At 38.7% G+C, this 23765-nt stretch carries 15 protein-coding genes and 1 pseudogene; 4 read left to right on the plus strand and 12 right to left on the minus strand.

What is annotated here, in order from left to right; translation table 11 throughout:
* Window positions 1-8: 8 nt before the first annotated feature.
* The 3 genes from ACFQ3N_RS11980 to ACFQ3N_RS11990 all read right to left on the minus strand — a co-directional run bounded on the left by ACFQ3N_RS11980 (window position 9) and on the right by ACFQ3N_RS11990 (window position 5279).
* A complete protein-coding gene (locus ACFQ3N_RS11980; RefSeq protein ID WP_390362725.1) occupies window positions 9-1184 on the minus strand; it encodes an Alp7A family actin-like protein in 1176 nt (391 codons plus the stop codon).
* Between the two features lie 888 nt (window positions 1185-2072).
* Window positions 2073-3041: a hypothetical protein gene (locus ACFQ3N_RS11985; protein WP_390362726.1), complete on the minus strand. Its 969-nt coding sequence runs from the start codon at window positions 3039-3041 to the stop codon at window positions 2073-2075.
* Window positions 3042-3230: 189 nt separating this feature from the next.
* The gene (locus ACFQ3N_RS11990) at window positions 3231-5279 is read right to left on the minus strand and encodes a catalase (RefSeq protein ID WP_390362727.1); all 2049 of its coding nucleotides are present in this window, start codon (window positions 5277-5279) and stop codon (window positions 3231-3233) included.
* A 715-nt stretch (window positions 5280-5994) separates the two neighbouring features.
* On the opposite strand from ACFQ3N_RS11990, the gene ACFQ3N_RS11995 reads away from it, so the two are divergent.
* Entirely contained in the window at window positions 5995-6879 is an 885-nt protein-coding gene (locus tag ACFQ3N_RS11995) for an EamA family transporter (protein WP_390362728.1), read from the plus strand.
* A 284-nt stretch (window positions 6880-7163) separates the two neighbouring features.
* On the opposite strand, the gene rlmN is transcribed toward ACFQ3N_RS11995, so the two are convergent.
* The 4 genes from rlmN to ACFQ3N_RS12015 form a co-directional block, all read right to left on the minus strand.
* Complete coding sequence (gene rlmN, locus ACFQ3N_RS12000) at window positions 7164-8231, minus strand: 23S rRNA (adenine(2503)-C(2))-methyltransferase RlmN (protein ID WP_390362729.1); 1068 nt, start codon at window positions 8229-8231, stop codon at window positions 7164-7166.
* A 283-nt stretch (window positions 8232-8514) separates the two neighbouring features.
* Entirely contained in the window at window positions 8515-10002 is a 1488-nt protein-coding gene (locus ACFQ3N_RS12005) for a glutamate synthase subunit beta (RefSeq protein ID WP_390362730.1), read from the minus strand.
* A gap of 40 nt (window positions 10003-10042) precedes the next feature.
* On the minus strand, window positions 10043-14689 hold the full coding sequence (gene gltB, locus ACFQ3N_RS12010) for a glutamate synthase large subunit (RefSeq protein ID WP_390362731.1): 4647 nt from the start codon (window positions 14687-14689) through the stop codon (window positions 10043-10045).
* 434 nt (window positions 14690-15123) lie between these two features.
* Window positions 15124-15852: a hypothetical protein gene (locus tag ACFQ3N_RS12015; protein WP_390362732.1), complete on the minus strand. Its 729-nt coding sequence runs from the start codon at window positions 15850-15852 to the stop codon at window positions 15124-15126.
* Between the two features lie 163 nt (window positions 15853-16015).
* Here ACFQ3N_RS12015 and ACFQ3N_RS12020 point away from each other — a divergent pair, with 163 nt between their 5' ends.
* Window positions 16016-17017, plus strand: coding sequence for an LLM class flavin-dependent oxidoreductase (locus ACFQ3N_RS12020; protein ID WP_390362733.1), 1002 nt, complete (start codon window positions 16016-16018; stop codon window positions 17015-17017).
* Between the two features lie 45 nt (window positions 17018-17062).
* Here ACFQ3N_RS12020 and ACFQ3N_RS12025 read toward each other — a convergent pair whose 3' ends face one another.
* The 4 genes from ACFQ3N_RS12025 to ACFQ3N_RS12040 form a co-directional block, all read right to left on the minus strand.
* Entirely contained in the window at window positions 17063-17854 is a 792-nt protein-coding gene (locus ACFQ3N_RS12025) for an ion transporter (protein WP_390362734.1), read from the minus strand.
* A gap of 845 nt (window positions 17855-18699) precedes the next feature.
* Window positions 18700-19554 carry a VOC family protein gene (locus ACFQ3N_RS12030; protein ID WP_390362735.1) on the minus strand — a complete coding sequence of 285 codons (855 nt, stop codon included), beginning with the start codon at window positions 19552-19554 and terminating at the stop codon, window positions 18700-18702.
* Window positions 19555-19807: 253 nt separating this feature from the next.
* Window positions 19808-20464 (minus strand): NAD(P)H:quinone oxidoreductase, encoded by a 657-nt coding sequence (gene wrbA, locus ACFQ3N_RS12035; protein WP_390362736.1) that lies wholly within the window; start codon window positions 20462-20464, stop codon window positions 19808-19810.
* Between the two features lie 273 nt (window positions 20465-20737).
* Entirely contained in the window at window positions 20738-21439 is a 702-nt protein-coding gene (locus ACFQ3N_RS12040) for a YetF domain-containing protein (protein WP_390362738.1), read from the minus strand.
* A 131-nt stretch (window positions 21440-21570) separates the two neighbouring features.
* On the opposite strand from ACFQ3N_RS12040, the gene ACFQ3N_RS12045 reads away from it, so the two are divergent.
* The gene (locus tag ACFQ3N_RS12045) at window positions 21571-22329 is read left to right on the plus strand and encodes a hypothetical protein (protein WP_390362740.1); all 759 of its coding nucleotides are present in this window, start codon (window positions 21571-21573) and stop codon (window positions 22327-22329) included.
* Window positions 22330-22383: 54 nt separating this feature from the next.
* On the opposite strand, the gene ltaE is transcribed toward ACFQ3N_RS12045, so the two are convergent.
* The gene (gene ltaE / locus ACFQ3N_RS12050; RefSeq protein ID WP_390362741.1) at window positions 22384-23409 is read right to left on the minus strand and encodes a low-specificity L-threonine aldolase; all 1026 of its coding nucleotides are present in this window, start codon (window positions 23407-23409) and stop codon (window positions 22384-22386) included.
* A 274-nt stretch (window positions 23410-23683) separates the two neighbouring features.
* On the opposite strand from ltaE, the pseudogene ACFQ3N_RS12055 reads away from it, so the two are divergent.
* Window positions 23684-23765 (plus strand): annotated as a pseudogene (locus ACFQ3N_RS12055) (IS200/IS605 family transposase); the annotation flags it as partial.

The raw sequence follows: 23765 nt of genomic DNA on the forward strand, positions 1-23765 counted from the left end.
CAATCACCCTATTTCTCTTTATTCGCTGCTGATTTTTCCGTTGTTTCTGCACTAGTATTTTTATTAATATAATCCATAATCAGCTTGTAATAAGCATTAGCCATCATCCAAATGCTCTCACCTTCATCTTCAAAGAACTCAATATTAAATCCATCTAGTTTGTTATTCAATGCTTTTAAGTAATCTTTAAGTACGGCTGATCCACCACCAACAAAATAACAAATTTCTGATTGCGAATTCTTTTGCCATACATTTCTTAGATAACGATATTCCTTCTTAGCTAATTCTAGTAAAATTCTATCCGTTATATCATGAACGTTTGTACGGCTTCCTTTGACCATTATATGATGACGATTATTTTTGCGCGTAATAATATCCACAACATCACGCCTGCTATCAAGTTCTATGCCATGCTTGGTACGGATTTCTTCACGAATTTCCTCTAGTGATTCGGCAACACCAAGATGAAATCCTTGTGCTTTGTCATCATCAACATTACGGTTACGAATTACAGCGATATCAGTAGAAAGTCCTCCAATATCCTGAATTAGAATTTGTTTGTCTATCAATTCTTTATTAATGACATTCAACTCATTATCCATAATTAAATTCACATACGCAGCAAAACCTTCTGGATAAACCTTAACCTCATCAAATGAGATATTTACTTTCTTCCCTTGATATTTTGGAGTTATTAGAAATTCTACCTGATGGACTGACCCAAGTAGTTGCGAACGGTAACCCACATCTTTTCCTTCCTTAACTTCTCGTAATGGAAGGCCTGTCCCCAATGTGTATGTTGCATCTACAATATCATTTTTTGTTACTTTAAATGTTCCATCACTAACAGCATCCAATGCAATGGATGCAAACAGCATGATCAGAGTTTGATCTTCTTCTGATTTACTACTCCCAGGATCTAGTTCCGTTGAATTATTTGTTTTTGTTGCTAAATTCCCCACACGGTACACAGCATTATTTTCTGCTAGTGCTGGTGAATGGACACGAATATGTAGATTATCAAGTGGATCCTTATCGTCCAATTCTTCAATTCCAATTACAGGACGGTCCTCCATATCCCTCGCAATCACATTCGGTATATAATATGAATCTTCCATCCTCCCAAAGTTTGCCTTTACGGCATCATTTCCTACATCGATTGCTGCAATTCTTGATTTTGTCATAGTTGTACTTCCCCTCTCGTGAAAATGACTTACAATATCATTTTAGTAAATCCAAGATTAATGCGCAATCGGACTTTTAGCGTATTCTTTTTTGTATACATGTTTACATTTCTGCACACTCTTTTGCAACAGTTTGTAAACGAGTTTGTGTACGTGTAAACAGTTTTGCATACACTTGTTTTCAAAAAGTATACTTGTGTGCATTATTGTACACAAACAAATTGTAGTAGGAAATATGACCTAATTAGTCAACAATAAAGGTTGTTTTCGTGAAGGTTGATGCTTTAGGGAAAATATGCGACGTAACTTGATGTGACGGTTAACCTACCACTACGGAAATACACTTCGCTTTCACCCATCCGGGTACAAGTGCGACATCTGCTTCGTTTCACTGCGCAGTGTCTTCTACCCGTGGGCGGCTGATGAGCCTCCTCGAGCTAACGCTCTGCGGGGTCTCAGGCTAGGCCTCTGCTCCCACAGGATAAGGAAAGCTACATAGCTAGACATCGCACGCAGAAAATCGGTTTGTATTTTCGAGGAGTCTACGTGCACTTCCTCCGCTGTTATTTCCGTTACTGTCGTGGGACTGTATCAGTATTAATAAAACATCTTATCTGTCAGGGTGAGCGGAGGGCGGTGACTCCTGCGGGAACAGCACGTGTCCGAAGACCCCGCAGAGTGGTTTTCCGCTTCGGAGGCTGAGGCCGTGCCCGCGGAAAGCATCCGCCCGTAGCGATCCCAGACGGCAGCAATAGCGAGCGTTCTTAGAAATAAGCCTAAGTTACGTCGCATTTTACATCAACTATGAAGGTAAAAAGCAACAACACGTGCGAAAGCAGCCAAAATAAAAAGCCTATCCTATATCAGAAAAGGCTTATTTTTATTTAATTACTTCTTAGAAGAATCTTTAGGTTCATCCCTCTTTTGATGCAATTTCTTGAATTTCGATGATACGCCTAATAGTTTTTGTTGTAGATCGATGGAAGGCTCCATTTCTTTAATCGTAGTTTGATAGGCACGAATCATAGCTACCGTAGCGATAGGATCAACTAATGCACGTCTAACTACCGTCATAATGACATATGCTCCAACAACTGCAATAAAACCAAGTACAGACGCTGCCTCATTATTTTCAGCAATCATATTAGCTAACCCCATAAGTGGAAATACCGTTACTAAAAATACCGTAATATTTAAGATGAAAATAAATACGACAACACCGATAGCTGTCATTAATACCTTCTTCCAACTTTGTGCATATAACACAACTCCATCTGATGCCGACTTCCAAACTGTTTCATCCTGCTTTTCATCTTTTCTTAGCATGATGTAGCTGAGTATTGCTTCATCAATATAATTTAAGCTGACAGACATAACACGATTGACTAATGAAATAATGATATTAGATCCAGGTATAAAGCTAAATAAATTACCTACCCTTATTGTCCAGCGTTGTATTTGTTTTACTGCACCATGCACCATTCGATCAACGACAAAACAAACATTTGCAGATCCAAAATTATTTTTAACCTGATCCTTTCCATAAGCTAGTTGGCCTTTTCCAGACGGGACCTTTCCATTCTTTAACATTTCAGTGATGACTGAAATATGTCCCACCTTAACCATATATAACACATATCTTTCTACAACCTTGAGACCTCCAAACACCCCCAAAAATGAGATTAATAAAATGATAACGAAAAAACCCGAAGCAAATTCAAATGTCTTAAACAAGAACATGCTGATACCTAACATAATGCCTAGGAACACAAATGCGACAATTGCAAAAATGACATATACAGCCAATCGGGCAAAAATAAAAGGCAACGTGCGACCGACTAAACTAAAAACAGACATACATATCCCCCCATCACGAGAAACCATGGATGACATTCTCTTTAGGTTCTGCACTTGTCATCCATAATCACTCTTTATGGAACAATGTATGCCTGTTGGCTAATTGATATTCTATACGTTTTCAAACAAGGTAATACCATTTATCATATAAGATGAAAACTTCTCTATAGCTCTCGTGTTACGAACAAACTAAATAACATCTCTGTTCCAATGTCTGTGGGCAGCAATTGCCTGCACAAAGTTTCCAGCGAAATTCTGTAAATTACTTCCTATAACCACACCCGGACTGTTTGGAATGTTATTCTCGTTCAGTAACATTATTCCATCATGTGTGGCACCAATTGGTTTGTAATGCTTGTATGCATCTGTTAAAAAGTAGGTTGTATTTTTATTAAAGACTTTACTATCACTGGTACCACCTACAATATAGATAGCATCAAACAATACTGAATCCGTTGTGGTAAAGGAGTGATCTACTTGTAACGTATTACCGTTTGTTCCTGTTATCATACCAAGTTTCTCGCTTATGATTTCTGGATGAAGCCCTGCTGTTTTTAACTCAGCTAATATAGGACTCACTTCCGCTTCGTTAAATCCATTATTCATAAGTACAGCCACTTTACGTGTCAATACACTTTTCATGGTGTTTTCCTGACTAAGTGCAGGTGATGCCTTTGTTATATTGGATCCCCCTTTGGCAGGTGGTGTAGCACCAATTTCTTTTGCAAATGCAGTCGCCAATTCGATATCAACATTCGTAAACATATCAACAACTTGCTGCTGTACAGATTTGTTTTTTACTTTGCCCACTTCAAAGGCAAATGCTTGCTTAATATGCATTTTTTCCGGTTCACTCATACTGTTCCAAAATAACTTAGGTTGTGAAAAATGATCATTAAAACTTTCACTTCGCGCACGTATTTTACGACCTTCTACTTTTTCCTGGTAATGAACAAACCCACCTTGCTGTCCGTTAGCTGTTGATGGAGTATTTGCTGCCATGGAATTATTATGATAGGTAACTTTCCCTTCGTTAATCGTTTGCCGATTATATCCATCACGCTGGTTATTATTAAACGGACAAACTGGTCGATTAATGGGTATCTCATGAAAATTAGGTCCCCCCAAGCGAATTAGTTGGGTATCAAGATATGAAAATAATCGGCCTTGCAATAGAGGATCATTAGAAAAATCGATACCTGGAACTACATGTCCTGGGTGAAACGCTACTTGCTCTGTTTCAGCGAAAAAATTATCCACGTTTTGATCCAATGTAATCTTTCCAATAACTTTTACAGGTACATCTTCTTCAGGCCAAATTTTGGTTGAATCAAGAATATCAAAGTCGAAAGCAAATTCATCTTTCTCTTCTATAATTTGTACGCCTAATTCATATTCTGGATATTCACCGTTTTCAATAGCATCGTACAGATCTCTTCGATTGAAGTCAGGATCTTTACCTGCTATTTTTTGTGCTTCATCCCATACAAGTGAGTGAACTCCTAGTTTTGGAATCCAATGAAATTTTACAAAATGGCTTACTCCCTCTTCATTTACGAAGCGAAACGTGTGAATACCAAAACCCTGCATCATTCGAAAACTACGGGGAATTGCTCGGTCTGACATTAACCACATGACTTGATGTGCTGATTCTTGATTATTGGCAACAAAATCCCAAAAGGTATCATGCGCACCCGATGCTTGCGGCATTTCATTATGTGGTTCAGGCTTAATTGCATGCACAATATCTGGAAACTTAATTCCATCTTGAATAAAAAAAACGGGCATGTTGTTGGCAACTAGATCATAATTTCCTTCTTCAGTATAAAACTTTGTTGCAAATCCACGTACATCCCGAACTGTATCTGCTGAACCACGAGATCCCACTACTGTTGAAAAACGCACAAATACGGAGGTTTTCTTTGATGTATCCTGCAAAAATTTTGCTTTCGTGTACTGTTTCATAGATTCGTACAACTCAAACTCGCCATGAGCTGCAAAACCACGGGCATGGACCACACGTTCTGGAATCCGTTCATGATCAAAATGAGTTAATTTTTCCCTAAAGTGAAAATCCTCCATTAACGTTGGTCCTCGCTCACCTGCAGTTAAAGAAAACTCATCCTCAGAAACTTTCAATCCTTGATTTGTTGTCATTTTCTTATCTGAATCATCTACCCGATACTGCCCAAGTTGCTCATTTTTACTATTTTCGTTTACTTGATTTTCATCACTCATTGTAGGACTCCTTCCTTTTCATAGTTGTTAAATAAGTATATCTTTAGCGTACCCAAATGATATTTATCTACTATGAAAGAGAATTGCATCTGTTACGTCTCTCAGACCACGGAATTAGTTTCATGAAAAGTGGGTAAAGTGATGAAAGAATTGAACAAGTCTGGAGAAATATAGGCATCATCGTTGCTGATATTGACTATTTCAAGTAATACAACGATACCTATAGCCATGCAGTTGGCGATCAAGTTATTCAGCATTCGCTACTACATTAAACTCTTTTTTATACGATGATGATCTGATTTTTAGAAGCGTGGCGAGGAATTCACTATTTTCCTAAGAAACAGAACCTACCACGGTTGTACAGAATTGGTTGAAAAACTGCGGAATGGGTTGCTAACAGCGAAATTAGTGTAGAACATTTATCAACATTTGTATCTATTTCATATACGGCATCTTTTGGGTTATACTACTTCAAGACAACTGAATACCTATCAATTGAAATAGGATATGTAAACGCCGATCACCTATTGCTTCAATCCAAAGAACTTGGTAAAGGTAAAAACAGAGTACCTGTAAATAATGGTATCTATGAATTACCATTATTTGTTCCGTATTCCACAGACAACAAAACACGCTCAAATTTTAACAAATAATCCGCCATCATTCTCACAAGTTATGATATGATTGTCTTGCTTGTGTAAAGGAGGCGATGGTAATGCTTATAAATAAAGGAATGTTCTTTGTTTTAATCGGTGCTGCCTGTTTTGGATTTACTCCTATATTTGTAAAGCTTGGATTTAATTATGGTTATTCACTAGGTCAGTTGAATATTGTCCAAATGACTATTTCCTTTCTCATACTATGGGTAATAACACTAGCTAAACGTTCTAGTTTTCGAGGATTAACAAAGAAAAATATAGGCAAAATTTCCATAAACGGAGCATTTGTTGCCCTAACTAGTATTTTTTATTATGGGTCTATTCAATATCTTCCAGCTTCACTAGCAATCATTTTACTCTTTCAATTTGTCTGGATCGGTATTCTCTTTGAGTGGGTATTCAGTAAAATTAAACCTACAATTGCTACCTTGATAGCGATTGTTTTCATATTAACAGGCGTTTTTTTTGCATCCGATATAATAAATGGTATGGTCTCTGAGTTACCAATCATCGGAATTGTGTTCGGTTTTCTTGCAGCTTTCACTTATGCAGGGTTTATTTTTTTCAGTGGTAAAGTTGCAACAGATGTGGATCCATGGATTCGAAGTTCACTTATGGTAACGAGTTCTGTTATTTTAGTAATCCTTATCTTTATTCAGGATATCCCGAACGTCCCAAGTTTTACAGATCCGTTATGGCTTATCGCCTCAGGAGTAGCATTATTTGGTGCAGTAATTCCACCCTTATTCTTCGCAGTTGGAGCACCTTTAATTTCTGGAGGAATGTCAAATATATTAAGTTCAATCGAGTTGCCTGTGGCCATTATTTCAGCAAGCATTATTTTAGCAGAGGAAATTACGTTGCTTCAGTGGCTGGGAACATTTCTCATTATTGCAGCAATTATATTAAATGAAATTGGAGGTATGAAATATAATGGATAAAAGCGCAAGCACCCTTGCAGGCTAAGTTGCCCACGTCCTTGAAAAAGAAAAGCACTTTTTTCTGTGTGCGATGTTTTTTCAGGGAAGCTTCCCTTATCCTGTGGCTTCTTCGGCACTAGTACGTCCTTGAAAAAGGAGTTCGCTTTTTCATCGTGCGATGCGCTGTCGAATCTGGACGTGGCTTAAGCAATTAATAAATTATCCACACTCCTAATTTCATAATTTCCTAAGCTGCAAAAAACCCGCGCCAGATATAGTTGGCGTGGGTTTTTTGTGTGAATTGTTTAAACCGCTTTTTGTTTTTTAATTTGTTTGCTTCGCAGTTGTCCACATGCGGCATCAATGTCTGCTCCGTTTTCCCAGCGAACTCCACAATTTATGCCGTTCTTTTTCAACGTTTCATAAAATGCCTGGATTGTTTCTGATTCACTTCGTTGATATTGATTATGCTCATCAACAGAGTTATATGGGATTAAGTTCACATATGAAAGGTGGCGTTTATCTTTTAATAATTTTGCAAGTTGTATTGCTTCTTCTTTATGATCATTAACATCCCGTAACATAATATACTCATACGTTATACGTCGATTAACTTTTTCTAGATAATAATCAACAGAGGCCATTAGTTTTTCAATAGGAAATGCTTTGTTAATTTTCATAATACGTGATCTAAGTTCATTGTTAGGAGCATGAATGGAAATGGCTAGGTTAACTTGTGTGCCCGTATCAGCCCACTCATAAATTTTGTTTGCTAGACCACTAGTTGAAACCGTAATATGTCTTGCTCCAATACAAAGACCTTTATCATCGTTCACAACACTAATGAAGTCCATAAGATTAGTAAAGTTATCAAATGGCTCACCAATCCCCATCACAACGATGTGGCTAACACGTTCATCTTCACCACGCTGATCAAGGTGTTTTTGTACGTTCATAATTTGCTCAACAATCTCCCCGCTTGATAAGTCACGGCTCTTCTTCAACAATCCACTTGCACAAAACGTACAACCAATATTACAGCCTACCTGTGTTGTAACACAAACAGATAATCCATAATTAAATCGCATGAGAACAGTCTCGATAAGGTTTCCGTCCTGAAGCTTGAATAAGAATTTTATCGTACCATCCTTGGACTCTTGCTTAATCTCATCCTCCAGCGTATGAAGAACAAAGTGTTCTTCTAATAATTCAATGGTCTCAGCGTTCACATTCTTCATTTCGGAAAAATAGGTGACACGCTTTTTATATAGCCAATTCCATACTTGATCCACACGGAATCGCTGTTGACCATGCTCTATCAACCATGCCGTTAACTGCTCATATGTTAATCCATATATGGATGCTTTACTCATTGTGTACCCTCATTTCTATTTAAAAAACTAGGCAATCACTAGTCATATAGCGATAGCCCTCATTTTAGTAAGTTATTAAGCCAATTGTCATTACAGAACTTTCCTTGTACTATCTTACTTCATGTGAAGAGATGAGGCAAATGGTTTGTGGTGGTTGTGTTGGATAAATATACAATTTGGGTGGGTGTGGTATGGCGTTCAGTAGCGTTTAATATGGGTCCTCATAACAATACCCCCACGTGAAAGTTTCACATGAGGGTACTTTTTTAATTACATTTTTCTTTTATGGCAACACTGTTTCGCCCATTAAAAATCGGTCACATTCTCTGGCAACTTCTCTACCTTCGTTAATTGCCCAGACAATAAGGCTTTGACCACGGCGCATATCACCTGCAGCAAAAATACCTTCTACGTTTGTTGTGTACTCTCCATATTCTGCTTTAACAGTTGAACGAGTACTACGTTCGATTTCAAGTTGATCCAGCAAGTCCTGTTCTGGTCCAGTAAATCCAATTGCAATAAGTACTAAGTCAGCAGGCCAAACCTTTTCTGAACCTGGAATTTCTTCACGAATTTTGTTTCCAGATTCATCATAACGCAATTTAACATTTACCGTGTGTACTTCCTTGATATGTCCATTTTCATCGCCTACAAACTTTTTCGTCATAACAGCATAGGCCCGTGGGTCGTTTCCTAATTTACTTGCCGCCTCTTTATGCCCATATTCTACGCGATGAATAACTGGATATTGTGGCCAAGGGTTCGACTCAATGTCACGATCCTCACCCTTCTTATCGTAAATATCGAATTGTGTCAGGCTTTTACAATTGTGTCGTACAGATGTTGCGAGACAGTCAGTTCCTGTATCGCCACCACCTATCACAATGACATTCTTGTCTTGTGCAGAAATATAGTCTCCATCCTCTAAATCTGAATCAAGCAAGCTTTTCGTATTCGCATGTAAAAAGTCCATTGCATGATGAACACCTTTTAATTTGCTTCCTTCAACTTCAATATCCCGGTGTACCGTTGCACCACCACACAGAATAGTTGCATCGAATTCAGATTCTAGTCTGGAAATTGGATAATCTACTCCAACTTCGGTATTCGTAATGAATGTAATTCCTTCTTGTTCTAATAAATCCACTCGACGCTTCACTACATCATATGAAAGTTTCATTTCAGGAATACCGTAAGTCAATAAACCACCCACACGATCATTTCGTTCAAAAACGGTAACCGTGTGACCAGCTTTGTTTAGTTGTGCAGCTGCGGCAAGCCCTGCTGGACCTGATCCGACAACTGCTATTTTTTTACCTGTTCGAGTTTCAGGTAATTCTGGTACCACCCAGCCTTCATCAAAACCCTTTTCGATAATCGAACGCTCAATGGTACGAATTGCTACTGGTGGCTCGTTTATGCCTAACACACATGCTCCCTCACATGGTGCAGGACAAGCTATCCCCGTAAATTCCGGGAAGTTATTCATCTCAAGCTCACGCTCTAAAGCTTCTTTCCACTTTCCCTCGTATACAAGGTGGTTCCATTCAGGAATAAGATGATACACGGGGCACCCTGTTGTTACCCCGTTAATTTCCATCCCTGTATGACATGTGGGAACACCACAGTCCATGCAGCGTGCACCTTGATTTTGTAGCTCTTGCTCCGACATAGGAGCAGTATAATCATTCCAGTCATTCGTTCGCTCCGCGGGATCGCGTTCACGTTGTGCCTGGCGTTCATATTCCATAAATCCAGTTTGTTTTCCCATCAAAGGCCCCCTTAATAAGAATTGTCAACTGACAAATCAACTATTTTAAAACTGTTTCTATACCTACTTTAGATGTTTTTTTTACTATCGTTGCTTGCTTATCCTTGCTATCTTTACTCCCTGAATTACTTTCTTCAAAAGCTGTCATTTCTGCGTCGAACTTACTTAATCCACTATCCTTTAGCGCCTGGATACGATCATTCATCTTCAGGTATGCTTTAGGAATTACACGTACAAATTTTTCTGCATATTTTTCCCAATATGCTAAAATTCGTTCCGCATGTGTACTGTTTGTATATTGGGCGTGTTTTTGAATCATTTGATAAACCTTATCCATCTCAGCCTGCTCTGATAACTGATCCACATGGACAAGTTCAGGATTTACCTTTTCACGAAAACTTGAATCTTCATCGTACACATAGGCAACCCCACCAGACATACCTGCAGCAAAGTTACGACCAGTTGATCCGAGAACGACTACCGCTCCACCTGTCATATATTCACAGCCATGATCGCCAACACCTTCAACGACAACTTCAGCACCACTATTACGGACACAGAAGCGTTCTCCAGCAATTCCACGAATGTATGCTTCACCATCGGATGCTCCATATAATGCAACATTACCAATAATAATATTTTTCTCTGGTTCAAAAGTAGCTACTGGATCTGGTTGGACAATAATCTTACCACCTGATAATCCTTTTCCAACAAAGTCATTGGCATCACCAACAAGTCTTAATGTCATACCTTTTGGAATATACCCACCAAAACTTTGACCTGCTGAACCATTAAATGTCAGTTTAATAGTATCCTCTGGAAGACCTTTCTCTCCATAGCGCTTCGTAATCTCACTTCCGAGGAGTGTTCCAGTTACACGGTGAATATTTCGAATTGCCGTTGTAAATTGAACAGGTTTTTGATCATCCAAAGCGGGTTGGCAATTGGGAATCAGTTCTTGATAATCAAGTGATTTATCTATTCCATGATCTTGTTTAACTGTTGCATAACGGCCAACTTTTGCTGGTAGATCAGGCTGATGCAGTAGCGTAGAAAGATCCAGGTCCTTGGCCTTCCAATGTTCAATACCACTGTTAACCTTCATTATATCTGTACGGCCAATCATTTCATTGATCGTTCTAAACCCTAGCTCAGCCATTAGTTCGCGCGTTTCTTGTGCAATAAATCGCATGAAATTCGCTACATGATCGGCATCACCAGAGAATTTTTTACGTAGTTCAGGATTTTGAGTTGCTACCCCAACAGGACATGTATCCAAATGACAGACACGCATCATGACACAGCCTAATACAACAAGTGGGGCAGTCGAAAATCCGTACTCCTCTGCACCTAGTAATGTAGCAACAACTACATCACGACCCGTCATCATTTTACCATCGGTTTCAACCGCAATTCGATCACGTAAGCCATTCAACAGAAGGGTCTGATGTGTTTCAGCTAGACCTATCTCCCATGGTAATCCAGTATGTTTAATACTCGTATTGGGAGCGGCACCTGTTCCGCCGTCATAACCACTAATCAACACGTGATCAGCACGACCTTTTGCCACACCTGCAGCAATTGTTCCAACTCCTACTGCAGATACGAGCTTTACACTTATACGTGCATCAGGATTGGTATTCTTCAGGTTATGAATCAATTCAGCTAAGTCCTCAATCGAATAAATATCATGATGTGGAGGTGGTGAGATTAACTCAACACCAGGAGTTGATCCTCGTACCTCGGCAATCCAAGGATATACCTTTTTACCTGGTAAATGCCCACCTTCACCTGGTTTTGCACCTTGAGCCACTTTAATTTGAATTTCATCCGCATTAACGAGGTAGTGACTTGTTACACCAAATCTCCCTGATGCAACCTGTTTAATCGAACTCCTTCTGTAATCGCCATTTTCATCTGGTGTAAAACGTTCAGGTGATTCTCCACCCTCACCTGAGTTACTTTTACCACCAATTCGGTTCATAGCAATCGCAAGTGCCTCATGAGCTTCTTGGCTAATAGCACCGTATGACATAGCACCCGTTTTAAAGCGAGCACAGATCTCTTCAACAGATTCTACCTCTTCAATTGGCACCGATTTCTGTTCTTTGAATGCTAAAAATCCACGCAAAGATTGCAGGTTGTTCGTTTCATCGGTTAGTAACTTCGAGTAGGTTTTGAATAGATCATAATCATTGGTCCGGCATGCATGTTGAAGGGTATGAATCGTTCTTGGATTATATTGATGGTCCTCACCATTTTCACGATATTGGAATTCATCACCAGCATCTAATGTGTGATTGGATCCACGACCTTCCTTGAAAGCACGTTCATGACGCATGAGTACCTCTTTTTCAATGATATCCATGCCTATGCCACCAAGTCGTGATGCTGTACGGGTAAAGTATTTATCGATTACATCATTTTGTATTCCAACTGCTTCGAAAATTTGTGCACCACGATAACTCTGTATCGTCGAAATTCCCATTTTCGATAATATTTTGATGATTCCATCGGTAACAGAACCAATATATTTTTCAATTGCTTGTTCGTTTGAAACAGCTTCAATTTCGTTTTCTTCGACCAATTCACTAATGGAATCGAACGCCAAATATGGATTAATACCTTCAGCACCATACCCCAATAGAGTTGCAAAGTGATGCACTTCTCTTGGTTCACCAGACTCAACTAACAGACTAACCTTCGTACGTTCCCCTGCTCGAATTAAATGATGGTGTAGTCCTGAAACAGCTAAAAGCGCTGGGATCGCTGCCTTACCTTTCGAAACACCACGATCTGATAAAATAAGCAATGTCGAACCAGATTCCACTGCCTCATCTGCTTTTTTAAAGGTTTCCTCTAATGCTTGTTCCATATTATTTGGCCCCTCAACTGCATTAAAAAGGGTTGATATTGTAGTTGTATGAAACCCTTCTAACTGCTGTTGACGAAGTTTTTCCAACTGCTGATTTGTTAATATTGGTGTTTTTAATTTAATATGTCTACAACTTTCTGGACCAGGATTTACTAGATTCCCCTCTGCTCCAATAGTTGTTTCCACCATTGTAATCAACTGTTCCCTAATTGCATCGATTGCAGGATTCGTCACCTGTGCAAAAAGTTGCTTAAAATAGTTGTACAATAGCTGTGGTTTTTTCGATAGTACAGCAAGTGGTGAATCATATCCCATCGAACCAATAGGGTCTTTGCCGTCCATTACTAGTGGCTTTATAATTTTATTTAATTCTTCCCTCGTATAGCCAAACACTAGTTGTTGGTTTAATAGCAATTCATTTCGATAGGCTGGTTGCTTCTCAACGACTTCTGGAATATCATCCAGATTTGTCATGTTCGAAAGCCACTCTTTATATGGGTGCTCGGAAGCAATTTGCATCTTTATGTCCTCATCAGGAATAATAATTCCTTTATCTAAATCCACAAGTAGCATTTTCCCTGGCTGTAAACGGTCTTTATACAAAATATCATCTGCAAAAATATCTAGTGCACCTACCTCAGAACCAAGTACAATCATGCCACTTTTCGTAACATAATATCGCGCTGGTCTAAGGCCATTACGGTCAAGGCAGGCACCAATTTGATTACCATCTGTAAACACTAGTGCTGCCGGACCATCCCACGGTTCCATTAATGTACTATGATATTCATAGAAATCACGCTTCTCTTCTTTAATTGTGGAATCATTTGCCCATGGTTCCGGTACCATCATCATGGCAGTATGTGCTAATGACCGTCCAGAAAGATGCAGGAATTCAAACGTATTATCAAATATAGACGAATCACTACCATCTGCATCAATGACCGGTAAGACCTTTTCCAAGTCTTCTTCACTAAAATAGTCAGAATCACAAAGTTGTTCACGAGCCCGCATCCAATTAACATTTCCACGTAATGTATTAAATTCACCGTTATGAATGGAGTAGCGATTTGGGTGTGATCGCTTCCAGCTTGGGAAGGTGTTCGTACTAAAGCGTGAATGTACAAGTGCTAGCGCGGATTTAAAATCAGGGTGGTTCAAATCAATGTAGAAGGAATCTAATTGTTCTGGTATAAGCATTCCTTTATATACTATGGTACGGGTCGATAAACTACTTATATAGATGTCATCATATTCAGGCTTATCTGCTACAGCCTGCTCAATACGTTTTCGAATAACATATAGCTTCCGTTCGAAGGCCATTTGGTCTTTCAGGTCTTCGGATTTCTGTATAAACACCTGACGGATCGTTGGCATACTTTTCGCTGCTACCTTTCCAATAAATGATCCATTTATCGGTACAGGACGCCAGCCGAGATGCGTTTGCCCTTCTTCGCGAATAATCTGTTCAATGATACGTTTACTATCAATTCGTGTTTTATGATCCTCTGGAAGAAAAACCATGCCAATTCCATATTCGCCCTCATTCGGGAGATGGATGTCTTCCTTAGCACATTGCTTTTGGAAAAAACGATCTGGAATTTGCATAAGTATTCCAGCTCCATCGCCAGTACTCGTGTCAGCAGATTGACCACCACGGTGCTCGAGATTACATAGAATATTAATAGCATTTTGAACAATGTTATGTGTTTTTTTGCCGTTTATATTTGCTATCATCCCAATTCCGCATGCTTCATGTTCAAAGTCCGGATGATATAAACCCTGCACTTCAGGGTACTCCCTTCTTGTCATCACAACAACTCCTCTCTTGTATAAGCGTGAAAAATAACTTTATATAAGCATTTTATTCACGCAGTTCTTTCCCTATATAGTTTAGTGAAATTCTATTATATCATAAATGTAGTGTTAACATAAAATTCTGATAAGTCATTTTCATGTAATTTAACTAAATTTAATCAAATGAAAACGTTGTCATTTAGGTGTTCTTTATTTTTTTATACAGCTATAATGTATATCATGATAGGATTTTGGAAGTCTGACTAGTAATTTTAGCAAAAAAAATTATATTTTTTTAAAAAGCGGGCTATTTTCTAGCAATTTAGTTCCAAATTTTTAATAATATGTAAGAAAAAACTAGTTATTATTCTGGACATGTTACATTAAAAAACTACCCCAAATTGATATCATTTGGGGTAGTTGATTTTTTCACAATTACTTACCTGGAACTAATGGTCATAATCCGCTTCATTATTAAAAGGATAAAGTTTAAGTTCTTTTGCTTTTTCTGCATGGTCGGTTAGGATCTCATTTAGAAGCTGTTCGGTATCTTTATCCGTACTATCGATTCCCAATTCTTCAGCAGTCTGTGCAATTTTCTTTTCGTGGATTGCTTGTACGATATCACTGATTTCTTTACCTTCTGTATCAATTCCCAATTGCTTTGCACCTTTTTTAAGATAGGTTTCCATTACTTCTTGTTTGATGGTTTCAAAATCTTTACCTTCTGTTTCAATACCTAATCTTTCAGCTCGTTGTTTGATTTTTGTCTCATACACTTCTTTAGCCAGTTCTTCAGGTTCCTTTCCTTTTGTTTTAATGCCCATCTCTTTTGCTTTCTTCACTACTTTAGCATGATGCACTTCATTAGCTAACTCTTTTAAGTCTTTTCCTTTTGTTTTAATACCTAATTCTTCTGCTGCTTGTTTTATCTTGGCTTCACGAACTTCTTTTGCTAATTCCTCAAGATTTTTTCCTTCTGTATCAATTCCCAGTTCCCTAGCCTGCATCTTTATGTAAGCCTCATGATTATATAAATCTACATGCCCTTTTCTATCCTTCATAACATCCATATATTCCACTTTTTCGTCGTCTAGCGCTTCTACTACCGCTGGAACTTGCCAAGTAATTCCTAAAAACATAACGGTACTAAATACGATAAGCAAACAATTCTTCATGTTAACCATCCTCCTATTTTTGAGATATGTATTTTTATCACATTTCATAGGGTTTCCAAACAACGTAAAAAAATGAATACTATTTTGTAAGCTAAAAAATTGGACTAACACGTATAAAAGTCGTATCATTTCTTACTACAGAAATACCTAAGGAGTGAATAAAATGACGACCGCGAAAACATTTAACCATATACCTTTATCCGTCTTAGACCTTGCCCCTGTTGTGGAAGGTGGAAAACCGGAACAATCGTTTAAAAATAGTGTTGACTTGGCCCAACATGTTGAAAAATTAGGGTTTCACCGCTATTGGTTTGCGGAGCACCACAACATGCCTGGCATAGCCAGTTCTGCAACTTCTGTGATCATAGGACATATTGCTGGTGCCACTAACCAAATGCGTATCGGTGCAGGCGGTATTATGCTTCCTAACCATGCCACATTAGCTATTGCCGAGCAATTTGGAACATTGGAAACCATGTATCCTGGCCGTATTGACCTTGGTTTAGGTCGGGCACCCGGAAGTGACCAAGCTGCTGCACACGCATTACGACGCACGTTGAACATGCGTGTCGAGGATTTCCCAATGCAAGTAGATGAACTGCAATCGTATTTTGAGGGAACTGCTAGTGTTCGAGCTGTGCCAGGAGAAGGTCTTGATATTCCAATATGGCTTTTAGGATCAAGTGGATTTAGCGCACAACTTGCTGCCAAAAAAGGATTACCATTTTCATTCGCCAGTCACTTTGCGCCAGACTATACAATTCCAGCACTGAATCTGTACCGTGATAACTTTAAAGCTGACGTACTCGATAAACCATATGCGATGGTCGGAGTAAACGTTATTGCAGCAGATACAGACGAAAAAGCCGAGTGGCTAGCGACGTCTCAACAACAACAATTTTTAAGTATTCGACGAGGACAGCCGACTAAACTGCAACCACCAATTGATAGCCTTGATGAGGTTTGGTCCCCAATGGAACGTGCTACTGTTGAACAATCACTTAGCTCACGTTCAACGATTGTTGGTGGACCAGAAAAAGTCAAAAAGGGACTTGAAGATTTCTTAAACGAAACACAAGCAGATGAAATGATTATTAACTCACAAATTTATAATCATGAAGATCGAGTCAGGTCGTATGAGATTGTGGCTGAATTGTTTAATTAGAACACATACTTAAATCCCCCCGAATTAGATCGAGGGGATTTGTTTTTATCTTGCATCTTTTTCAAGTAATTTTTTAATATCCTGTAACTCCTGCTGTACTTCTGCTAATTTTTTATCCGTCGAAGAAGGCTCTTTCTCTTCGTCATCCGCTTCTTCCACATTATTCACGATAACACCAATTAATAAGTTAAAAATAACAAACGTACCAATTAGAATAAAGCTTATAAAGAACCACCATGATGTTGGGTCTTTTGCTAGTATCGGTCGCATAAGACCACTTGCCCAAGACTCTAATGTTACAACCTGGAATAACGTTATCAACGACTCATGTAGCGTACCAAAGTATTCAGGCGCAATGGAACCATACAGCATCGTACCAATTACCCCATAAATATAAAAGAAAATACCAAGCAGTAACATAATGGTTCCCATCGATGGAATCGTTAATAATAAAGCGTTCACGATTCGACGAAGTGAGGGAATAATCGAGATAGCACGTAGTACACGCAAAACCCTTAGCACCCTTAGCACCGTAACATAATGGGCTCCTACTAAGATATGTCCACTTGCCACAATTAAAAAGTCAAATATACTCCACGGATCACGAAAAAAGGAGCCAATTGACTTACTCCCAATGAGTCTAATCACAATCTCTATGGTAAAAATCCAAAGTAATAACTGATCAACGATAGTTATCCAATCGGAAAAATTATGTTTAAAATATGAATAAGTTTCTAATCCTACTAAAATAGCATTTATGATAATTAAACCAATTATTGCATTCATAAATAAAGGATGTTCTGAGATTCGAGCGCATTTTTTTCTAAGTCTGTTCATGTGTTATTCTATCCTCCTCCCCCATTTATTTTACTTTTTTCAAACGGATCTGTCATTATTTTTGTAGTCTGTTTTCGTACGCATTGTTACTTTTTCATCTTCATTGTTGATGTAAACTGCGACGTAACTTTAGGCTTATTTCTAAGAACGCGTGCTATTGCCGCCGTCTGGGATCGCTACGGGCGGATGCTTTCCGCGGGCACGGCTTCAGCCTCCGAAGCGGAAAACCACCGCTTCGGTGTCTTCAGACACGTGCTGTTCCCGCAGGAGTCACCGCCCTCCGCTCACCCTGACTGGTAAGGGGTTTTATTAATACTAATACATTCCCACGACAGTAACAGAAATAACAGCGAAGGAAATACACGTAGACTCCTTGAAAATACAAACCGATTTTCTGCGTGCGATGTCTAGCTATGTAGCTTTCCTTATCCTGTGGGAGCAGATGCCTAGGAGGCTGTCCAATGGAATAATTTCTGTGAATATATATGCATTCACACTGAATTATTAATGTATAATCCACCATATTTTGAATAAATATTCGGCAATTTCACTTCGTCGGACAGCCTCCTAGCCTGAGACCCCGCAGAGTGTTAGCTCGAGGAGGATCATCAGCCGCCCACGGGTAGAAGACACTGCGCAGTGAAACGAAGCAGATGTCGCACTTGTACCCGGATGGGTGAAAGCGAAGTGTATTTCCGTAGCGATAGGTTAACCGTCACATCAAGTTATGTCGTATTATATATCTATTCTCTCAAAAGCAACAACATCTACGAAAAAGCCATTTTTGAAATGACCATTTAAAAAAGCTGATTAGGAATTATTCCCAATCAGCTTTCATATTTGTATTAAATCGATAGTTGAATACGATTACCGGATGGATCCTCTGTAATGAATGCCCCATGCTCTTCTTGAACCTCATAACCAAGTGTTCTTAATTGTTCTACTACTTCTCCACGAGATTTTTCATTCGGATATACAAGCGAAAACACTTTTAAACCAACGCCATTTTTCGGTGCTGCAGGCGCACCAACGCCAGCCCAAGTATTTAAACCTATATGATGATGATAACTACCAGTGGACATGAAGAGTGCTTGTTGGCCAAAACGACATACAGTGTCAAAGCCGAGTCCCTTACTATAAAATTCCTCTGTTTTTTGTAATTCAGATACATGCAAATGAATATGTCCCATTACTGTACCAGTCGGAAGGCCACTCCATGTCTCGCCCTCGGCCTCTGCGAGAATACTTTTAGCTTCAATTGGATCGACCGTCATTTCTACTTGACCATGATTCCAATTCCAGTCGGATGAGTGACGGTCGATATAGATTTCTATTCCATTCCCATCTGGGTCACTTAAATAAAGTGCCTCACTAACCAAATGGTCTGATGATCCTAATGGCTGGTTAAGCGCAATAAAATGCTTTAACACTTTTCCTAACTCCACACGGCTTGGCAGTAAGATCGCATAATGATACAACCCCGTCGTATTACCTTGTTTTGCCATCACATTTTCTGGTTGAACGATTGTTAGTAAAGCTGTTTTCCCATCAGCAGATAGTACTGCTTGATGCTCTGTTTGTTCGAGTAATTGAAACCCAATTACTTCTTTATAAAACTTCAGTGACCGTGCTAAGTCTTTTACTTTTAATTCCACATGACCTACATACGTATTCGGTTCACGAAAAAACTTCTGTTCCATATGGCTCCATTCCCTCCCTGGTGATTGTATTTTAAATGATTATAATTCCATTTAATAATGAAGTTACTTAATATAAGTAATGTATACTAAAATAACAGTTTGTGTCAAGGATGATACCTGGTCAAATACTGATAAACTGCTGAAATTCGCTGATAAGAAGAACCGATTAGTCATAGCCTTTGCTCAAATCAACACGATTCAAAGAGAATTGAATCTAAAAAGCTGACTAAAAAACTAGTCAGCTTTAATTATATTAACCATTAATGCGTCCGGCTATATCTACTACGCGTTTAGCTTGATGCTTCACGGCACCCTCTACATCCTCGACCATGTTTCCATCCTGATCGACAGAGACGCTTGTACCATAAGGATTACCACCAGCACCAAATAAAACTGGATCCGTATATGCTGGATTTGCGATGATAGCACCCCAGTGCATCATGGATGTATATAAAGCAAGAAGTGTAGCCTCTTGTCCACCATGTGGATTTTGTGCCGAGGTCATACCACTAACTACTTTGTTAACAGTTTTACCATTTGCCCACAGACCACCTTGTGTATCAAGGAATTGCTTCATTTGAGCTGGGAGATTACCAAATCGGGTTGGCATACTGAATATGATTGCATCTGCCCATTCAATATCGTCTGAAGATGCTTCTGGGACATCCTGTGTTGCTTCATAATGAGCTTTCCAAGCTGGATTCGATTCAATAGCCTCTTTTGGTGCAAGTTCAGGTACTTTTACAAGTTTAACCTCTGCTCCAGCTTCTTTTGCACTCGCTTCTGCCCACTGTGCTAATTGATAGTTTGTGCCTGATGAGCTGTAATAAATTACTGCTAATTTTACGTTTGCCATGTTGTTAGTCTCCTTTGTAGATGGTTTTCCAAATAATTTTTCTAAAAATCCCATGTTATTCTATTTCTCCTCATGCATATATTTTGCTACTAGTATGGTTTATAATACACTCCTTTATTAGTTTTTTTAGTAGATAGGAAAGTATAGAAACTTTCTTATCTACATAAGTGCAACTAAGGCTTTCGCATTATGGCTTGGCGATAAGCCAAGTTTTCTAATGTTGAACAAAAAAGCAAAGGATACTTGTATTAATCAAGTAACTTACTTTATGTAACTAATATACCTGATTTCAATACTTCTGTCAAATAACTAACTTACTAAACATAACTAATACTTATAATCCTCCCTTTTATCTATGTATAACGTTCCATCTGTCTGTAGTTCACCATAGAAAACATCAGCTACATTCTGTATTCCTGCTTGTCTTAAATGTTTCATTACCCACACCTCATCTAAATCTAATTGGTCAAGATTATCCATATCGATATTCCCATCATTGATAATGACTGTTGGTAAGGGGTACATGTCTGTTTTTATCTTTTCTAACCTCATATCACTTTTGGTTATCGTTTTCTTGTTGTCTTTTTTCAAAATCGATACTTTGCCATCCGTCTCCAGGATTGCATAGTCTACATCGCTCACTGAAAACACATTTTTTTCCCTGAGCATAACCCTTAAATCATTAATATCTAATCTCGCCTTCCTTAACTCCTTTTCCATGATTTTTCCATCCTTAATAACTATCACTGGCTGTCCATTAACTATTCTCCTTACATTCTTGCCAGCTTTAATATCAACAAATCCCATTACAATGGTTAAAAGAGCCCATAATGAAAGAGCAAGTATACCTTGGGAAATATTCAAGTTTCCATTAACGGCAAGATTTGCAGCAATAGATCCAATTGCTATGCCTGATGCAAAATTGAAAAAGGTAAGCTGCCTCAGTTCTTTCCTGCCAATTATCCGTGTCATCAGTAACAATACAAAAAATGACGACGCTACTCGAATAATGATTTCTATAAAACTCATGAATATAGCCCCTATCTATAGTGTGTTGTTTATAGTTTGGTCATAGGAACGTCCCTTATCCATTATTTTTATGCACATATACCTTGAACAACTTATATTCTGTACTATAAAACAAGATGAGGTGTTCCATCATGAATAACCCTATTATAGAAGGGAAATCGTTGGACAACGGTTTAATGGTTTTTATTGATTTAAACCGTTATCCGGTGCAATATGTAACCATCTTCATTGATAATCAACTAATGGGAAACTTTTATCCTGCTTCTCAATTTTACTTGCCAACTAGTCGTGGTCGTCTCATAACAATAATATCTACATTAATTGATGGCTCCCAGAAACCTACAACTTTTTCTTTGCGTCCGGATCAAGTACATCGTGCCCAAGATTACATGCCAGGTGATATCCTAGTTGCCAGTGATAACTACGGGGATATTCTGCCACCTGGCTATATGGGACACTCTGCATTGGTAGTCGATGAGAACCATATTATTGAAGCAGTCACTTCTAAACCACAAGTTCGTAAGGTCAAAATAGATAATTTTCTGTCTGTCCATCCTATTCATGCTCACTATCGCAGCAAGGATATAGAAATAGGCGAGCAGGCAGCTGCATTTGCTAAAGACTATCTATCCGAATATAATAAACAGCTGGATAATGGGGAGAAAATTACTCCGTTCTCCTTCAATCACACTATTCCACTAGAAGATCTTTCAAGTGGTTTGTATTGTTCAAAGCTTGTCTGGCATAGTTATTACCAGGGTGCCGACATACTTTTTGAGAATGATTTCTACCTTTTTGCACCAGAGGATTTAGCCACAAACTTACAATATGACGACCGCTTCGAGCTAATTTATCAACATCCGGAGTTTGGATTTAATATTAATTTATAAAGAAAATACCGTGCCTATTTGTGGCACGGTATTTCTTTTCTATTTATTAAAAGTTTAAGCATTTATGATGTTTTGAATGATTTTTAACACATTGTCGATATCCTCTTTTGTAACACCGTTGTTTGTTACAAACCTGATTGTATCCGCTCCGAAAGCTCCAGCTAGTACTCCATTCTCCTTCAATTCAGATACAAATTGATCTGTTGTCATGTGGGTACCCGCTATGTTTACTATAATAATGTTGGTTTCCACAACGCTTTCGAGTGTTAAACCATTAATAGTTGAAAACCCATCAGCTAACACTTTCGCGTTTTCATGATCTTCTGTTAAACGTTCTACATTTTCCTGAAGGGCCAACAGACCAGGAGCAGCTAGGACCCCTGACTGCCTTAACCCTCCACCGAGGCGCTTTCGCCATTTACGAGCTCTTGCAATAAATTCAGCTGAGCCAGCAATAATAGATCCCACTGGGGCACCAAGCCCTTTAGACAAACAGAATTGCACCGTATCTACATATTCAGCATACTTTTTAACAGGAATACCTGTGGCAACTGATGCGTTAAATAGCCGTGCACCATCTAAGTGAACAGGGACGTGGTGTTTTTGGGCAATGTGATAAATTTCTTTCATATTTTCAAGCGGTATCACTGCTCCTCCTGCTTTATTATGCGTGTTCTCCAAGCAGATGAGCCCTGTTTCTGGAAAATGGATATCATCTTCCCGAATAGCCGCTTCTACATCTTCTGGTTTCATGACCCCACGTTCTCCCTGGATCACTCTCGTTTGCACCCCAGCGAAGGCTGAAATAGCTGCACCTTCATAAAGGAATATATGTGCATTGGATTCCAAAATAACTTCATCACTAGGTTTGCATTGCACTAACGCAGCAATTTGGTTCCCTTGGGTTCCACTTGTTACAAACAGTGCTTTTTCCTTGCCTAGCATTTCTGCTGCTCTTTCTTCTAATTTATTTACTGTTGGATCTTCTTCGTAAACGTCATCCCCAACTTCAGCATCATACATGGCTTTTCTCATCTTTTCACTTGGTTTTGTGACCGTATCGCTACGTAAATCTATCATATGTATCCTCCCCTTTATTTCTTTTTACCATCCATTATACACCTAATCATTCATTGAAAATGGAAAATCACACTACTTATTTTTGCCAATTTCAGCTGAGATAATTTTAACGTACTTCCGAAAGAAGTCTCCATCTTCAAGTGTGTGAAGGGCGTAGCCCAACGGTAAGGGGGAGATGAATTTCGGTTGGGCGACAGCCCAAAGGCTTTTTCTTTTGCTTTTTTTGTCCAGTATGGTATAATCAGTATTATAAAGTATAAGGATTGATATAACAATGAAATTAGACAGCAATAATCATTCAGTATTCTTGATGTATTACCATCTTGTGTTAGTCGTGAAATATCGAAGGAAAGTAA

Source organism: Virgibacillus byunsanensis (assembly GCF_042675965.1).
Taxonomy (GTDB): Bacteria; Bacillota; Bacilli; order Bacillales; family Amphibacillaceae; genus Virgibacillus_R; species Virgibacillus_R byunsanensis.

Bases quoted from the DNA above. Each gene is read 5' to 3' on its own strand.
- ACFQ3N_RS12045 (WP_390362740.1), top strand. From the start codon at position 21,571: ATGAATAACCCTATTATAGAAGGGAAATCGTTGGACAACGGTTTAATG.
- wrbA (WP_390362736.1), bottom strand. From the start codon at position 20,464: ATGGGATTTTTAGAAAAATTATTTGGAAAACCATCTACAAAGGAGACT.
- ACFQ3N_RS12015 (WP_390362732.1), bottom strand. From the start codon at position 15,852: ATGAAGAATTGTTTGCTTATCGTATTTAGTACCGTTATGTTTTTAGGA.
- ltaE (WP_390362741.1), bottom strand. From the start codon at position 23,409: ATGATAGATTTACGTAGCGATACGGTCACAAAACCAAGTGAAAAGATG.
- ACFQ3N_RS11985 (WP_390362726.1), bottom strand. From the start codon at position 3,041: ATGTCTGTTTTTAGTTTAGTCGGTCGCACGTTGCCTTTTATTTTTGCC.
- ACFQ3N_RS12020 (WP_390362733.1), top strand. From the start codon at position 16,016: ATGACGACCGCGAAAACATTTAACCATATACCTTTATCCGTCTTAGAC.
- ACFQ3N_RS11995 (WP_390362728.1), top strand. From the start codon at position 5,995: ATGCTTATAAATAAAGGAATGTTCTTTGTTTTAATCGGTGCTGCCTGT.
- gltB (WP_390362731.1), bottom strand. From the start codon at position 14,689: ATGACAAGAAGGGAGTACCCTGAAGTGCAGGGTTTATATCATCCGGAC.
- ACFQ3N_RS12030 (WP_390362735.1), bottom strand. From the start codon at position 19,554: ATGGAACAGAAGTTTTTTCGTGAACCGAATACGTATGTAGGTCATGTG.
- ACFQ3N_RS11980 (WP_390362725.1), bottom strand. From the start codon at position 1,184: ATGACAAAATCAAGAATTGCAGCAATCGATGTAGGAAATGATGCCGTA.
- ACFQ3N_RS12005 (WP_390362730.1), bottom strand. From the start codon at position 10,002: ATGGGAAAACAAACTGGATTTATGGAATATGAACGCCAGGCACAACGT.
- ACFQ3N_RS12040 (WP_390362738.1), bottom strand. From the start codon at position 21,439: ATGAGTTTTATAGAAATCATTATTCGAGTAGCGTCGTCATTTTTTGTA.
- rlmN (WP_390362729.1), bottom strand. From the start codon at position 8,231: ATGAGTAAAGCATCCATATATGGATTAACATATGAGCAGTTAACGGCA.
- ACFQ3N_RS11990 (WP_390362727.1), bottom strand. From the start codon at position 5,279: ATGAGTGATGAAAATCAAGTAAACGAAAATAGTAAAAATGAGCAACTT.
- ACFQ3N_RS12025 (WP_390362734.1), bottom strand. From the start codon at position 17,854: ATGAACAGACTTAGAAAAAAATGCGCTCGAATCTCAGAACATCCTTTA.